Source organism: Pseudomonas sp. H3_E04, from assembly GCF_054668915.1.
This window is the reverse complement of record NZ_CP162797.1, coordinates 1,524,914-1,538,748: the sequence shown is the minus strand read 5'-3', so window position 1 is coordinate 1,538,748 and position 13,835 is coordinate 1,524,914. Positions and strand designations below refer to the sequence as shown.

Sequence of the window (13,835 nt, the reverse complement as noted above, 5' to 3'; positions counted from 1 at the left end):
TCAGCTCCCGCTCTCATCAAAACCATGGAAGAAACTTGCGACCTGCGCAGCGTCCAGCTCAGCGACGGTCGGTGGGTTCCAGCGCGGTGACTTGTCCTTGTCGATCAACAGGGCGCGAACGCCCTCGATCAGGTCGCCACGGGCAAACCACTGGCGATCCAGATGCAGCTCCAGAGCAAAGCAATTCTCCAGACTCAGGTGCCTGCCACGACGGAGCATTTCCAGGGTCACGGCCATGGCCAGCGGCGAGCGGGTTTCCAGCAGATCTGCCGTGGTGAGCGCCCATTCGTGGCTGTCGGCAACGGTGACGGCGCGCAATTGCTCGATCATGCTCGGCACATCGGGCAGGGCGAAGAAGTGGTCGATGGCCGGACGCAGCGCCTCGAGTGGCGCATCCGACAGGGTTTGCACGGCATGCTTGGCCAGCAGATTCTGCAGCGACTTGAGCGGCGTGTCCTGCCATTCCATCTGATCGAGTTTCTCATCGAGCAGGGCCAGTTTGCTGCTGTCCAGGTACCAGTCGGCGAGGCCGCAGTACAGCGCATCGGCCGCGCGAATCTGCACGCCACTGACGCCCAGATAAATCCCCAGCTCACCGGGAATGCGCGGCAGGAAGTAGCTGCCGCCGACATCGGGAAAATAGCCGATGGCCACTTCCGGCATCGCCAGACGGCTCTTTTCGGTGACCACGCGCAGATCGGCGCCTTGCACCAGGCCCATGCCACCGCCGAGGACGAAACCATCCATCAAGGCCAGCACCGGTTTGCGGTAGTGATGAATGGTCAGGTCGAGGGCGTATTCCTCGACGAAGAAATCTTCGTGCAGCGTGTCGCCGCTTTTGTAGCTGTCGTAGAGCGAACGGATATCACCGCCGGCGCAGAAAGCCTTTTCACCGGCACCGCGCAACACCACGGCGTGCACATCGGCGTCAGACGCCCAGGCATCGAGCTGCTGTTGCAGCAGACGCACCATGTCGAGGGTGATTGCATTGAGGCCCGCAGGGCGGTTGAGGGTCAGGTGGCCGATATGGTTGCGCACCTCGGCCAGCACGTCGTTTTGCATGGCATCCATGGACGGGGTCCGCCGGGATGAAGCCTGAGCTGTCATCAGTAACTCCCTGCTTTTATTGTCTTTATTCGAGAAGCCCGGGTGGGGGCGTTAGCGGATCGTAACAGTGCAAATTTGTCGTGTACAACGGGGATATGTGCAGGGGGAATCTGCGTTTTTCTCTCAGGGCCGCTTTCTGTGCGCGTAGGAGCTGACGAGTACAACGAGGCTGCGATCTCTGGATTTCAAGAAACAAGATCAAAAGATCGCAGCCTCGTTGCACTCGTCAGCTCCTACAAGGCGATCATCGGAAGGTTTCGGTAATGCTGCGGCGTTTGGCGTGCAGCTCGCTGGCATGGATCAGGCGTTCGAGGTCTTCGGGGGTGACGTCGATGAAGGCTTCCATGTCGGCGAGCGCCAGTTTCAGGTCTTCGACAGTAATCGCCTGGCTGTCGACCGGGACCACGGGCGGCGCAGGATCGGCGGGGCGTTTCGGGTAGCGGATGCGGGTCAGATTATTGTAGGCCAGCGCGCTGGCGAGCATGCACAGGGCGCCGAGCATCACCGGCTCCATGGCTTTCCAGTCCATGGCGATGGTCGCAGGGTCGGCCAGTACCAGCGTCAATGCCAAGGCACCGGCCGGTGGATGCAGGCAACGCAGCCAGCACATCAGAATCACCGCCATCCCGGCGGCGAGGCAGGCGCTGCCCAGCGTTCGCCCGAGCACATGGGCGACAAGCAAAGCGACCACGCCGGCGCATAAGTACCCGCCCAGAATCGACCATGGCTGGGCGAGAGCGCCGGACGACACGGCGAACAACAGCACCGCCGAAGCACCCAGCGGGCCGATCAGGTGAAAGGCAACGTCATGCCCGAATACCTGCGCGCACATCCACACGCTGAACAGCGTGCCCAGGCTCATGCCGATCGCGGCACGGCTCCATTCGGTGGGGCGAGTGTTGATGGCGGCGGGCAACCAGCGAGCAAGCATGTAGAACTGATCCTGTGCAAAATCCGGGGCAAAAAAAAGGACTTGTCCGGCATATCCGGAAAGCCCTCGAAACGTTCCAACATTGGGGGAGGAACGCGCGTAGTTTGCCGATCAAAATCGATGCTGACAAATTCATATAAATGCAGTTTTAGTGCACTATTTTTGCACTGAAGCGGTGCGGCGTGCGCTGACGAAACATAGATAACCGCCCAGTGCTGCCAGTCCGCTCAGGGCATAGAACATGCTCGGCGCGGGCGTATGCATCAGAAGAAACCCGCAAATCACCGGGCTCGCGCCGCCGCCGAGTGCCGCCAGGTTCTGCGCGCCGTAGTAGCTGCCGCGCAGTGTCTCCGGGGCGAGGGTGTCGACGAAGAGGAAGTCTGCCGGGTAAATGATCATTTCGCCCAAGGTGAAAATGAACATCGCCACGCACCAGCCAATCAGGTTGTCGGCCAGACTGAAACCGATCAGCCCGACGATGAACAGCGCGGTGCCGCCGGCAATCCAGTGACGCAGGTGTTCGCGGCTGAGCCAGCGACCGACCTGGTACTGCAGCAGAATCACCGTGATTGCGTTGCAGGCGAGCAGGGCGGCCATGGTGTCGAGCATTTGTTGCTGATTGTGGGTGACCAGCAGGTATTGCGACAGGTACAGGGTGAAACGTCCGTGCACCAATGTACTGAGCAGGCAGCCAAGGGTGAACAGCACCATGGTGCGATCGCTTTTCAGGATCATCAGCGTATTGAGGAAACTTTGCGGCGCACTGCCGGACGTTATCGGACTGGCATCCCTGGTCGCGCCGAGCAGCAGGAAAATACTGCCAATGGCGATCGCGCCGGCAACGATGAAAGGCGCGGCCGGCTGTACGCCGGCAATCACCACGCCAATCATCGGGCCAATCGCGTAACCGATGTTGGTCAGGGTGTAGTTGAGGGAAAACGCCTTCACCCGCTGGCCCACCGGCAGGTGTTCACTGAGGATTGCCTTGCTGGCGATGAGAAACAGCGCCGAGGCAGTTTCGCTGATGATCAGCACGACGGTCACCAGATATAGATTCTGCGCAAAGGTCAGCAGGATCAGGCCGATACCGCTGGAGAGCATGCTCAGGATCAGCAATCGGCGCTTGTCCAGCTTGTCGATGATGTAGCCGCCGTACAGCGACAGCAGCGTGGCGCTGAACACGGCGATGCCCAGCAGCAAGCCGACATCCTGCGGATTGAGGCCGAGCTTGTTGCTGAGGAACAGCGTCAGCAGCGGACTGACCAGGGCGCGGCTGATGACCACGGTCAGCGAGCCGAGCATCAACCGGCGGATGAAAGGCGAATAGATGGCCACGGAAGAGGAATGTCCTTATTCGGGAAGCCTGGGGCGAACGCCATCCTCTCTGGGCAGCCGCCACCGGTCAAGCTGATACACCAGCGTCCCTGGGAGCACATGATTTCCCTGTGGGAGCGAGCCTGCTCGCGAAGGCGGCGGATCAGTCACCTGCGATGTCGCTGACATACGGTATTCGCGAGCAGGCTCGCTCCCACAGGGTCTGTGTACCTCACAATTACCAATGACTCCCACAGGGGCAGGTCAAGCCACATCAGACGCCGCCGGCCTCTGCCGCATTGTGATCGGCAACCTGCACGATTCACCGCGCCCCATCGGGAAATACTGAAAGCCATTGCGCGCCAGACGCTCGGCGTCGTACAGGTTGCGCCCGTCAAAGATCACCGGGCTGTTGAGCCGTTGTTTGATCAGCTCGAAATCCGGGGCCTTGAACTGTTGCCATTCGGTGCAGATGATCAGCGCATCGGCGCCGGCCAGTACCGATTCCGGCGTGCCCATCAGCATCAGTTTTGATTCGTCCGGATAGAGACTCTGGGTTTGCAGCATGGCTTCCGGATCGAACGCACGCACGCTGGCGCCGGCAGCCCACAACGCGTCGAGCAGCACCCGACTCGGCGCGTCGCGCATGTCGTCGGTGTTGGGCTTGAACGCCAGTCCCCACAGGGCAAAGGTCCTGCCGCGCAAGTCACCACGGTAGAACGCGTTGATGCGCGCAAAGAGCTTGTGCTTCTGCCGCTGGTTGATCGCCTCGACCGCTTGCAGCAGATCACTGGAGCAATGGGCCTGCTCGGCACTATGGATCAGCGCGCGCATGTCCTTGGGAAAACACGAGCCGCCGTAGCCGCAACCCGGATAGATGAAGTGATAGCCGATTCGCGTATCGGCACCGATGCCTTGGCGCACTGCTTCAATGTCCGCGCCCAGGTGTTCAGCGAGTTCGGCGATCTGGTTGATGAAACTGATCTTGGTCGCCAGCATGCAGTTGGCGGCGTATTTGGTCAGCTCGGCGCTGCGCAGGTCCATGAACAGGACGCGGTCGTGGTTGCGGTTGAACGGCGCGTACAGATCGCGCATGACATCGCGCACTTCAGTGCCTTCGCACCCGATAACAATGCGATCCGGCCGCCGACAATCGGCAACCGCCGAACCTTCCTTGAGAAATTCCGGGTTGGAAACAACATCGAATTGCAGCAGGCGGCCGACCTTGATCAGGGCCTTTTCGATGTGGCTGCGCAAGGCGTCACCTGTGCCCACCGGGACCGTGGATTTTTCCACCACGATCAACGGCTGCTCGCGATGCCGCGCGATCGCGTCGCCAACCGCCAACACGTAGCGCAGATCGGCCGAACCGTCCTCCCGTGACGGCGTGCCCACCGCGATGAACGCCACACGCCCGTGCACCACCGCGAGTCGTTCATCAGTGGTGAATTGCAGGCGTTGCGAATCCAGGCCCTCACGCACCAGACTGGCCAGCCCCGGTTCGAAAATACTGACGTGGCCCTGGCGTAACTGCTCGACCTTCTGTGCGTCGACATCCATGCACACGACCTCGTGACCGACCTCGGCCAGCACCGCCGCTTGCACCAGACCGACATAACCACTGCCAAACACCGTGATCTTCATGCCGCACTCCTGCTTGCAGTTCCCTGCATTGAACATAAGAGCGCGATGTTTCAGTTCGCCTACCGTGCTGATGAAGCAGCAAACAGACCGTTCGGGGAAAGCCCGATTGACTTTTACTGCCTCGAACGGCAGGTTGTCGGCCTTTCGCGGCAACCCCTGTCATCGAGTCATGCCGTTTTTTGCGTTTCAGTTCATGCATTTATTGTTTTTGTTGAATCGTTTTTTATTTCAAGGCCGTTTCGTTTGAGTGATTTGTCGAGTACCCATCCCGCACCGTCCAACACCAATCCGCTGACCGTTTACCTCGCGCGACTGGCGCCTTCCAGCCAGTTGACCATGCGCTATGTGCTGCAAGACGCCGCCGACCGCCTCGGGTTCGAGGACGTCGATATCGAAGACATCCCTTGGCACGGCCTGCAACCGGAAGACGTGGTAGCGCTGGTCGCCGCTTTGCGTGCCGACGGCTATGCACCGAACACCTCATCGCTGTACGTGAATGCCGTGCGCGGTGTGATGAACGAAGCGTGGCGCATGAGCCTGATCAGCCAGGATCACCTGCTGAAGATGCGCTCGGTCAAGGGCATCGCCGGCACACGGTTGTCCCAGGGACGCAATCTCAAGCGCACGCTGATTCACGAACTGATGGAAGTCTGCGCTGCCGACCCACGCCCGCAGGGCTTGCGTGATGCGGCGGTGATTGCGCTGCTGTACGGCACCGGCATGCGCAAGTCGGAATCGGTGGATCTGGATCTGAGTCAGGTCGATTTTCGCGAACGCAGCCTGACCGTGACTGGCAAGGGCAACAAGCAGTTGATAAAATACGCGCCGGCCTGGGCCTTTGCCAAGCTCGATGCCTGGCTGGAACTGCGTCGTTCACAGCTCAAGGAAGGCGAGAGCGACGATGCGTTTCTGTTCAACCGCATTCGCCGGGGCAGCCATATCACTCGCGAGCGCATTACCAAACACGCGATTTACTACATCGCCCGCCAGCGCGGTACGCAGGTCGGGGTGAAGATCATGCCCCATGATTTTCGGCGTTCGTTCATCACTCGGGTGATCGAAGAGCACGACCTGTCGATCGCACAGAAACTCGCGCATCACAGCAATATCCAGACCACCGCCAACTACGACGTGCGCGATGACAACGAGCGGCGGCGGGCGGTGGATCGCTTCGATTTGTAAACGGTGTCAGGTCTGCGGCGGGCAGCGCGACCCGCTGGCACCCTGCGCGATGTGCGCAGCGAGGCGTTTGATGTTGTTCTGTTGCGCTGTCACCAGTTCGTCGATGCTCGGCCCCGAAGGCGTCTGCAACACCGAGCGACAGTTCAGCAGCGCGGCGTCCGTCGCACCCAGCGGGCGCACTCGCCATTTCACGTCGATCAAGGCGTACTGCCCGGGGATCGAATCGAAGCGCTGTACATCGACGCGCACGGAGGCTCGCTGCTGACCGACGCCGCTGCTCAGCTGATCAGCCAGTGCACCGCGTAACTCATCGGCAAGGGTGGCGCTCCACCAATCGGTTTCCAGAATAGCCACGCCGCTGTTGCCTTGGCGGATGACAATTTGCGCGCGATCGACCTGCGGCGGCACGCTGATGCTTTCGATGGCGATATCGGCGCCGTTGCGACTGACACCCGGTTGCGCCGGGGTCAGCGTATGGAAGCTGATCGGGTCGCTCCGGCAGGCGGTCAGCAGCACGAGCGCAGCGAGCACGGTGATCTTCAACGGTAAAGCCATGGATTCAGCTCCTGTGCTCAATTGCGTGGCGGTCCTTTGAGGTCCAGCGGCGCGGCGTTGTCCGGCCGCCCGCGAATCAGCGACTCAGGGTGGCGACCGAGGTAATCCGACAATTCACGCAACGAGCGCGACATGCGTCCGAGCTCGTCGAGGGTCTCGGTCAGCTGCTCGCGTTGCGGTGAGTCCTCGGCCAAAGTCGAATTGGCGGACTGCAACGTCTTGCTGACGTCGGCGAGGGTGCTCTGTACGCTCGGCAGGGTCCTGGCATTGAACTGCTTCAGGCCTTTGCGTAGCTCGACCAGATTGCCGTCGAGGTTGCTGGCGATTCGTTCCACCGGCAGCGCGTTGATCTTGTTGACCATCGCCTCGAGTTTTTCCTGCAACTGTTCGAGGCTGCCAGGGACGGTCGGAATGGTGACCGGCCGCGCCGTAGGGTCGAACGCGACTTTCGGCGCTTTAGGGTAGAAATCCAGCGAGATATACAACTGACCGGTGAGCAGGTTGCCATTGCGGGCCTGGGCGCGCAGGCCGTTTTCGATGAACGTGCCGATCAGGCGCGCGCCGGTGGCCTCGTCGTTTTCGTCGCCATGGTAGGTCTTGAGAATCTTCGCGTGGGCACGGCCGAGTCGCTGCGGATAAATGACGATGCCGACATTCACCGGAAAGGTGCGCTTGACCTCGTCGAAGTCGAGATTGACCGCCACCACCCGGCCGATTTCGATACCGAGAAACTCCACAGGCGCATCAACCTTGAGCCCGCGCAAGGCCTGATCAAACCGCAGCGCCAGATACTGCGCCTTGCCGTCAGGCGGGGCGAGGGCGGCGGTCTGGTTGGCGAACAGCTCGAAACTCTTGTCGTCGCTGGCCGGCGTGTCGTTGGGGCTGTAGTCCGGGGCGCGAAAAGCGATGCCGCCCACCAGCAGGGTCGACAGCGATTCGGTTTTCACCGCAAAGCCGTTGGCGCCGACATTGATGTCGATGCCACTGGCGTTCCAGAAGCGGGTGTTTTCGGTGACGTAGGCATCATTGGGCGAATGCACGAAGACTTCGATATTGACGCCTTTGCCGTCCGGGTCCAGCGCGTAGGACACGACTTGGCCAACGGGAATCTTGCGGTAGTAGACGGGGGAACCGATGTCCAGCGAGCCGAGGTCGGCGGTGTGCAGAGTGAAGCGCTTGCCCGGCTCGCCGTAGGTGATCGGCGGCGGGTTCTCCAGGCCTTTGAAGGTTTTTGCCCGGGTGTTGGCTTGGCCGATGTCGGCACCGATATAGTCGCCTGACAGCAGCGTATCGATGCCCGAGACACCGCCGGCACCGATGCGCGGTCGCACCACCCAGAATTGCGAGTCCTCGCGGGTGAAGGCTTCGGCTTGCTTGGCCAGTTTGATCGTGGCGTTGACGTGTCTATGGTCGCTGGCCAGTTCGACCTCCGAGACATGGCCGATGACCACGTTGCGGTACCTGACTTCGGTCTTGTTGGCGGTCAGGCCATCACCGGTCTTGAAAGTGACGGTGATGACCGGGCCTTCTTGAAGGATGTTGTGAATCACCAGCGAAATGCCCACCAGCACCGCCACGATCGGCACGATCCATACCAGTGAAATACCGAAACGGCGGGTTTTGATCGGCGCTTGACCGGGTGCTCGCGGCTCGTCGCTGGTTGACGACTTCATCCATGTCCTCCTCAATTAATCGGGCACTGAGCGTCAGGAACGCAAAAGCACTTCATCAATATAGAAGTGCCTTGCGATAGAGCAAATCCGCAGCCGTTTTAACTTCATGAATGTGTAAGCGCCTGTTAACCGAGCATTTCGCGCAGGCGATACCAGAACATGCCCAGCGCCAGCAGCGGCGAACGCAACGCAGGGCCCCCGGGGAAGGTCATGTGGGGCACGCTGCTGAACACGTCCATGCCTTGGCTGTGCCCGGCGTGAATGGCTTCGCCCAACAATTTCGCGCACCAATGAGTAACGTTGAGGCCATGACCGGAATAGCCCTGCGCGTAAAACACGTTCGGGTGCTGTTTGAGCCGGCCAACCTGGGGAAAGCGATTGGCGGTGATGCCGATCTTGCCACCCCATTGGTAGTCGATGCGCACATCGGCCAGTTGCGGGAACACCTTGAGCATTTTCGGCCGCATATAGGCGCAGATATCCGCCGGATCGCGCCCCGAATAATGACAAGCGCCGCCGAACAGCAGACGTCGATCAGCCGAAAGCCGGTAATAATCCAGACCGACTTTTTGATCGCACAGCGCCAGGTTTTGTGGAATCAACTGCGCCGCGTGGCTTTCGTCCAGCGGCTCGGTGGCGATGATGTAACTGCCGGCGGGCAGCACCTTGCCGCTGAGTTTCGGCTCCAGGTCATCCAGATGCGCGTTGCAGCCGAGCACCAGGCTGCCAGCGCGTACTGAACCCGTGGCGCAGTGTACCTCGACGGTAGGGCCGTGGAGGATTTCCAGCACCGGGCTGTGTTCGAAGACACGCACGCCCAGCGATGCGGCAAGACGCGCCTCACCTTGCACCAGGTCCAGCGGATGCAAATGCCCCGAACCCATGTCGATCAATCCGCCGGCGTACACACCGGCGTCAACCACTTGCTGACGGACCTGCTGCGGGCCGACCAGCCTGGTTTCGTGGGCATAGTCGAGTTCAGCGAGACTGTCCTGTTCCTGCTGGAACGCGGCGAATTGCGCGGCAGTGTTGGCCAGTTCGCAAAAGCCCCAGCGCAGATCACAGTCGATGGCGTTGTCAGTGATGCGCTGGCGCACCAGCTCCACCGAGTCGATGCCGGCACGCTGCAGATAACGCACGCCGTCCTGGCCAACGTAGCGAGTGAAACCCTCGACTTCATGGCCTATGCCGCGAATCAGCTGACCACCATTGCGCCCGCTGGCGCCCCAGCCGATGCGTCGCGCCTCGAGTAACACCACCGATAAACCGCGCTGCGCCAGTTCAATCGCCGTATTGACGCCGGTAAAGCCGCCCCCGATCACGCAGACGTCGGCAATCAGATCGCCGTCAAGCGACGGGTAGGGCGTGCTCGCTCGTGCAGAAGCTGCGTAATAGGAACGGGCGTGTTGTGGGCTGTGCTGAGTCATTTGTTCGACTTCACTTTGCTCCAAGACCGGGTCATCAGGCGCATGATCGCTTGGGGCGGGGTCGAGGAAATGTAGAGTTTGTCGAGTACCGACTGCGGCGGATAAACCTCAGGGTTGTTGACCAACTCCTGATCCATGAACGGCTTGGCCGCCGGGTTCGGGTTGGCGTAGCCGACGGTGGCGCTGACCTTGGCGATCACCTGCGGATCGAGCAGGTAATTGATGAAGGCGTGGGCCTCTTTGGCGTTGCTCGCGTCGGCCGGAATCGCCAGCAGATCGAACCACAGGTTGGCGCCTTCCTTGGGAATGGCGTAGGCGATATTCACACCGTTCTTGGCTTCCCGGGCGCGATTGGCGGCCTGGAACACATCGCCGGAGTAACCGAACGCGACGCAGATGTCGCCATTGGCCAGGTCCGACACGTATTTGGATGAATGGAAATAGGTGATGTATGGGCGGATGCTCAGCAGCTTGGCTTCGGCTTTTTTGTAGTCCTCAGGGTTTTCACTGCGTGGGTCCATGCCCATGTAGTTGAGGATGGCGGGGAAGACTTCGTCGGCGGAGTCCATCATTGACACGCCGCACTGGCTGAGCTTTTTCAGATTCTCCGGTTCGAACAGTACGGCCCAGGAATCGATGTGGTCGATGCCGAGCACTTGCTTAACCTTGTCGACGTTGTAGCCGATGCCGTTAGTGCCCCACAGATAGGGCACCGAGTGCTCATTGCCTGGGTCATTTTTTTCAAGCAATTCAAGTAGTTTCGGGTCCAGATTGTTCCAGTTTGGCAACTGAGAGCGATCCAGTTTCATGAACGCGCCGGCCTTTACCTGGCGGGCGAGGAAGTGGTTGGACGGCACTACCACGTCGTATCCAGTGCGCCCGGCGAGGAGTTTGCCTTCCAGAGTTTCGTTGGAGTCGAAGACGTCGTAGATCACCTTGATCCCGGTCTTGCTCTGGAAGTCGGCGAGGGTGGTTTCGCCGATGTAGTCGGTCCAGTTGTAGACACTGACCTGGGGCTCGGCGTGGGCTGCTGCGCTGAACAGCACGCTCAGCGCGACCGGGAGTATGGATTTCAATGGACGCATATCGACACCTCTTGGACTTATTGGAATTCTCAAGCGCTGTACATTCTTCTGTGGTGTTTATCACTTCTGGGGTACATCACAGATCCCACAGGGTTCTGTGGTGTTATCACTTCTTGGGTACATCACAGAGATCCCAGGGTTCTGTGGTGCTAATCACTTCTTGGGTACATCACAGATCCCACAGGGTTCTGTGGTGTTATCACTTCTTGGGTACATCACAGGTCCCACAGGGTTCTGTGGCGCTATCACTTTTTGGGTACATCACAGATCCCAATGTGGGAGCGGGCTTGCTCGCGAAAGCGGTGTTTCAGTCGACATCCATGTTGAATCTGCCGGCGTCTTCGCGAGCAAGCCCGCTCCCACAGGGCTGTGTGGTGTTATCACTTCTTGGGTACATCACAGATCCCACAGGGACAGGTACGCCGTCAGACGCTGAGCAGCAGGAACTCGCGCTCCCACGAGCTGATCACGCGCTTGAAGTTTTCGTGCTCGGCGCGCTTCACGGCGACGTACCCGCGAACGAATTTGCTGCCCAGGTATTCAGCGACTTTCGGGCACTCTTCCATCTGCGTCAGGGCTTCTTCGATGGTGATGGGCAGGCGCAGATTGCGCCGTTCGTAGGCCCGGCCTTCGACCGCCGCGCTTGGCTCGATCTTCTCGACCATGCCGATGTAGCCGCACAGCAGGCTGGCGGCAATCGCCAGATAAGGGTTGGCGTCGGCGCCGGGCAAGCGGTTCTCCACACGCATCGATTCCGGCCCCGATGTCGGCACACGCAGGCCCACCGTGCGGTTCTCTTCGCCCCATTCGACGTTGACCGGTGCCGAGGTGTCCGGCAGGAAGCGGCGGAACGAATTGACGTTCGGCGCGAACATCGGCAGGACTTTCGGGATGTACTTCTGCAGGCCACCGATGTGATGACGGAACAGCTCACTCATGCTGCCCTCGGCATCAGCAAAGATCGGCTTGCCGGTGGCGATCTCGACCACACTCTGGTGCAGGTGCATGGCGCTGCCGGGCTCGTCGCCTATCGGCTTGGCCATGAACGTCGCCGTCACGTTGTGCTTGAGCGCCGCTTCGCGCAGGGTGCGTTTGAACACGGTGATCTGGTCAGCCAGATCCAGCGCATCGCCGTGGCGGAAGTTGATTTCCATCTGCGCCGGGCCGTCTTCATGGATCAGTGTGTCGAGATCCAGGCCTTGCAGTTCGCACCAATCGTAGACGTCTTCGAACAGCGGATCGAATTCGTTGGCGGCATCGATCGAGAACGACTGGCGACCGCTTTCCGCGCGCCCGGAACGACCCAGTGGTGCCTTGAGCGGCAGGTCCGGATCTTCACAACGCTGGGTCAGGTAGAACTCCATTTCCGGCGCGACAATCGGCTTCCAGCCCTTGTCGGTGTAAAGCTGCAGGACTTTCTTCAGCACGTTGCGCGGCGACAGTTCGATCGGGTTGCCGAACTTGTCGAAGGTGTCGTGGATGACGATGGCGGTCGGCTCGATCGCCCACGGAATGACGTAGACGGCATCGGAAACCGGTTTGCAGACCATGTCGATGTCGGCCGGGTCGAGCAGGTCGTAGTAGATATCGTCGTCGACAAAATCCCCGGTTACCGTTTGCAGCAGCACGCTCTCCGGCAGGCGCATGCCGCGCTCATGCAAGAACTTGTTGGTCGGTGCAATCTTGCCGCGGGCGATGCCGGTCAGGTCGCTGACCACACATTCGACTTCGGTAATCTTGTGATCTTTCAGCCAGGTGAACAGCTGATCGAAAGGGGCGTTCATAAAGACCTCGTTATTGGTTTTGTAGACGCCGGGGAGGGCGGGTTTCATCTTCCGCCCCTTCCCCTATGGCGTGTTGGCGACTATCTTGGGCGCGGCTTGCGATTCCATCTATCCACTTTCAGCAGCACCAAAGCGCACCAAAAGAGTGCGCAAGGTCACCCCATGACAACGTGCAATCCGCTCCAGGTTCAAGCATTCAACACCGCCGATGTGGCCGAGCAAATCCGCGCCACACCGGGCTGGGTCCAGCATTACCAGCAGATGTCGCCGGGACATTTTGCCGGGCAGATTCGTTATCTCGATCTGCAGGGCGTCGAGGTCTACGAAGAGCAGATGAACACCCGGGTCGAACAGAATTTCAGCGCGCCATCCGGGGCTCTGGCGTTCTGTTTCGATCGCAGTGACAACGCGCTGTATCTGCTCAACGAAGACAGCCGCAACATCTGGATCACCCCGGAGAACTACCGGGAAATTGCCGTGGTGTTCGGCCCGGATTTCGTCCGCGAGCACGGCCTGCAAGTGGCGAAACTCGAAGGTTTGTTCATGGCGCCGCTGAACTGCGGACAGAACGCCTTGTTCAGCGGCTGGTTAAGCTCGATTCTCACGAAGTTGTCGCAAACTGCTGATCCACTTGATAAAAATCGCCTGACGCAGCAGTTGCTTGAGGATTGCCTGTTCATCCTTGATAACGCTCACACCGGTCTGGATCGTGGCGGATTGCAGCGGCGCAATGACGAACGCCAAATCATGAAACGAGTAGGGGAGTGGGCGGCTGATTCGCCGGAAGACACGGTCAATCTGCTCGAACTTTCCCACGTTGCCGGCGTACCGCTGCGCCAGTTGCAACAGGCTTTCAAGGCGTACACCGGGATGACCCCGAGCCACTGGTTGCGCCTGAGGCGGCTGAACAGTGCGCACCGTGAGTTGCTCAAGCGCAGGCCCACAGAAACCACCGTTGCCGAAGTGGCGATGCGCTGGTCTTTCTGGCATCTGGGGCGGTTTTCCAGCAGTTACCGCGCACTGTTCAAGGAGCTGCCGAGCGAAACGCTCAAGCGCTGAACAGAAAAAGGCTTTGTGTCCTCGCTAAAGTTAAATAGAATCAGTCTCATTTGAATCTACCTTCGCGCAGGGTC

Annotated in this window: 11 protein-coding genes; 2 read left to right on the top strand and 9 right to left on the bottom strand. The window is 60.0% G+C overall.

Annotated features, from left to right (window positions below; translation table 11 throughout):
• The 4 genes from AB4N53_RS06925 to AB4N53_RS06910 all read right to left on the bottom strand — a co-directional run bounded on the left by AB4N53_RS06925 (position 1) and on the right by AB4N53_RS06910 (position 4,996).
• Complete coding sequence (locus tag AB4N53_RS06925; RefSeq protein ID WP_460119285.1) at positions 1-1,107, bottom strand: enoyl-CoA hydratase/isomerase family protein; 1,107 nt, start codon at positions 1,105-1,107, stop codon at positions 1-3.
• Positions 1,108-1,351: 244 nt separating this feature from the next.
• Positions 1,352-2,038 carry an HPP family protein gene (locus tag AB4N53_RS06920; RefSeq protein ID WP_460119283.1) on the bottom strand — a complete coding sequence of 229 codons (687 nt, stop codon included), beginning with the start codon at positions 2,036-2,038 and terminating at the stop codon, positions 1,352-1,354.
• A 156-nt stretch (positions 2,039-2,194) separates the two neighbouring features.
• Positions 2,195-3,373 (bottom strand): MFS transporter, encoded by a 1,179-nt coding sequence (locus AB4N53_RS06915; RefSeq protein ID WP_460119281.1) that lies wholly within the window; start codon positions 3,371-3,373, stop codon positions 2,195-2,197.
• Positions 3,374-3,616: 243 nt separating this feature from the next.
• Positions 3,617-4,996 (bottom strand): UDP-glucose dehydrogenase family protein, encoded by a 1,380-nt coding sequence (locus AB4N53_RS06910; protein WP_460119279.1) that lies wholly within the window; start codon positions 4,994-4,996, stop codon positions 3,617-3,619.
• 243 nt (positions 4,997-5,239) lie between these two features.
• On the opposite strand from AB4N53_RS06910, the gene AB4N53_RS06905 reads away from it, so the two are divergent.
• On the top strand, positions 5,240-6,178 hold the full coding sequence (locus tag AB4N53_RS06905) for a site-specific integrase (RefSeq protein ID WP_460119277.1): 939 nt from the start codon (positions 5,240-5,242) through the stop codon (positions 6,176-6,178).
• Between the two features lie 6 nt (positions 6,179-6,184).
• Here AB4N53_RS06905 and AB4N53_RS06900 read toward each other — a convergent pair whose 3' ends face one another.
• The 5 genes from AB4N53_RS06900 to AB4N53_RS06880 all read right to left on the bottom strand — a co-directional run bounded on the left by AB4N53_RS06900 (position 6,185) and on the right by AB4N53_RS06880 (position 12,702).
• Positions 6,185-6,733, bottom strand: coding sequence for a PqiC family protein (locus AB4N53_RS06900; protein ID WP_460119275.1), 549 nt, complete (start codon positions 6,731-6,733; stop codon positions 6,185-6,187).
• A gap of 17 nt (positions 6,734-6,750) precedes the next feature.
• The gene (locus tag AB4N53_RS06895; RefSeq protein ID WP_252884214.1) at positions 6,751-8,406 is read right to left on the bottom strand and encodes a PqiB family protein; all 1,656 of its coding nucleotides are present in this window, start codon (positions 8,404-8,406) and stop codon (positions 6,751-6,753) included.
• A gap of 125 nt (positions 8,407-8,531) precedes the next feature.
• Positions 8,532-9,833 carry an NAD(P)/FAD-dependent oxidoreductase gene (locus tag AB4N53_RS06890; RefSeq protein ID WP_460119273.1) on the bottom strand — a complete coding sequence of 434 codons (1,302 nt, stop codon included), beginning with the start codon at positions 9,831-9,833 and terminating at the stop codon, positions 8,532-8,534.
• Entirely contained in the window at positions 9,830-10,918 is a 1,089-nt protein-coding gene (locus tag AB4N53_RS06885) for a polyamine ABC transporter substrate-binding protein (RefSeq protein ID WP_460119271.1), read from the bottom strand. Before AB4N53_RS06885 ends, AB4N53_RS06890 begins: the two co-directional genes overlap by 4 nt.
• A gap of 425 nt (positions 10,919-11,343) precedes the next feature.
• Complete coding sequence (locus AB4N53_RS06880) at positions 11,344-12,702, bottom strand: glutamine synthetase family protein (protein ID WP_460119269.1); 1,359 nt, start codon at positions 12,700-12,702, stop codon at positions 11,344-11,346.
• Between the two features lie 162 nt (positions 12,703-12,864).
• Here AB4N53_RS06880 and AB4N53_RS06875 point away from each other — a divergent pair, with 162 nt between their 5' ends.
• The gene (locus AB4N53_RS06875; RefSeq protein WP_460119267.1) at positions 12,865-13,761 is read left to right on the top strand and encodes a helix-turn-helix domain-containing protein; all 897 of its coding nucleotides are present in this window, start codon (positions 12,865-12,867) and stop codon (positions 13,759-13,761) included.
• Positions 13,762-13,835 lie beyond the last annotated feature (74 nt).

Bases quoted from the DNA above. Each gene is read 5' to 3' on its own strand.
- AB4N53_RS06925 (WP_460119285.1), bottom strand. From the start codon at position 1,107: ATGACAGCTCAGGCTTCATCCCGGCGGACCCCGTCCATGGATGCCATG.
- AB4N53_RS06920 (WP_460119283.1), bottom strand. From the start codon at position 2,038: ATGCTTGCTCGCTGGTTGCCCGCCGCCATCAACACTCGCCCCACCGAA.
- AB4N53_RS06910 (WP_460119279.1), bottom strand. From the start codon at position 4,996: ATGAAGATCACGGTGTTTGGCAGTGGTTATGTCGGTCTGGTGCAAGCG.
- AB4N53_RS06900 (WP_460119275.1), bottom strand. From the start codon at position 6,733: ATGGCTTTACCGTTGAAGATCACCGTGCTCGCTGCGCTCGTGCTGCTG.
- AB4N53_RS06895 (WP_252884214.1), bottom strand. From the start codon at position 8,406: ATGAAGTCGTCAACCAGCGACGAGCCGCGAGCACCCGGTCAAGCGCCG.
- AB4N53_RS06890 (WP_460119273.1), bottom strand. From the start codon at position 9,833: ATGACTCAGCACAGCCCACAACACGCCCGTTCCTATTACGCAGCTTCT.
- AB4N53_RS06885 (WP_460119271.1), bottom strand. From the start codon at position 10,918: ATGCGTCCATTGAAATCCATACTCCCGGTCGCGCTGAGCGTGCTGTTC.
- AB4N53_RS06880 (WP_460119269.1), bottom strand. From the start codon at position 12,702: ATGAACGCCCCTTTCGATCAGCTGTTCACCTGGCTGAAAGATCACAAG.
- AB4N53_RS06875 (WP_460119267.1), top strand. From the start codon at position 12,865: ATGACAACGTGCAATCCGCTCCAGGTTCAAGCATTCAACACCGCCGAT.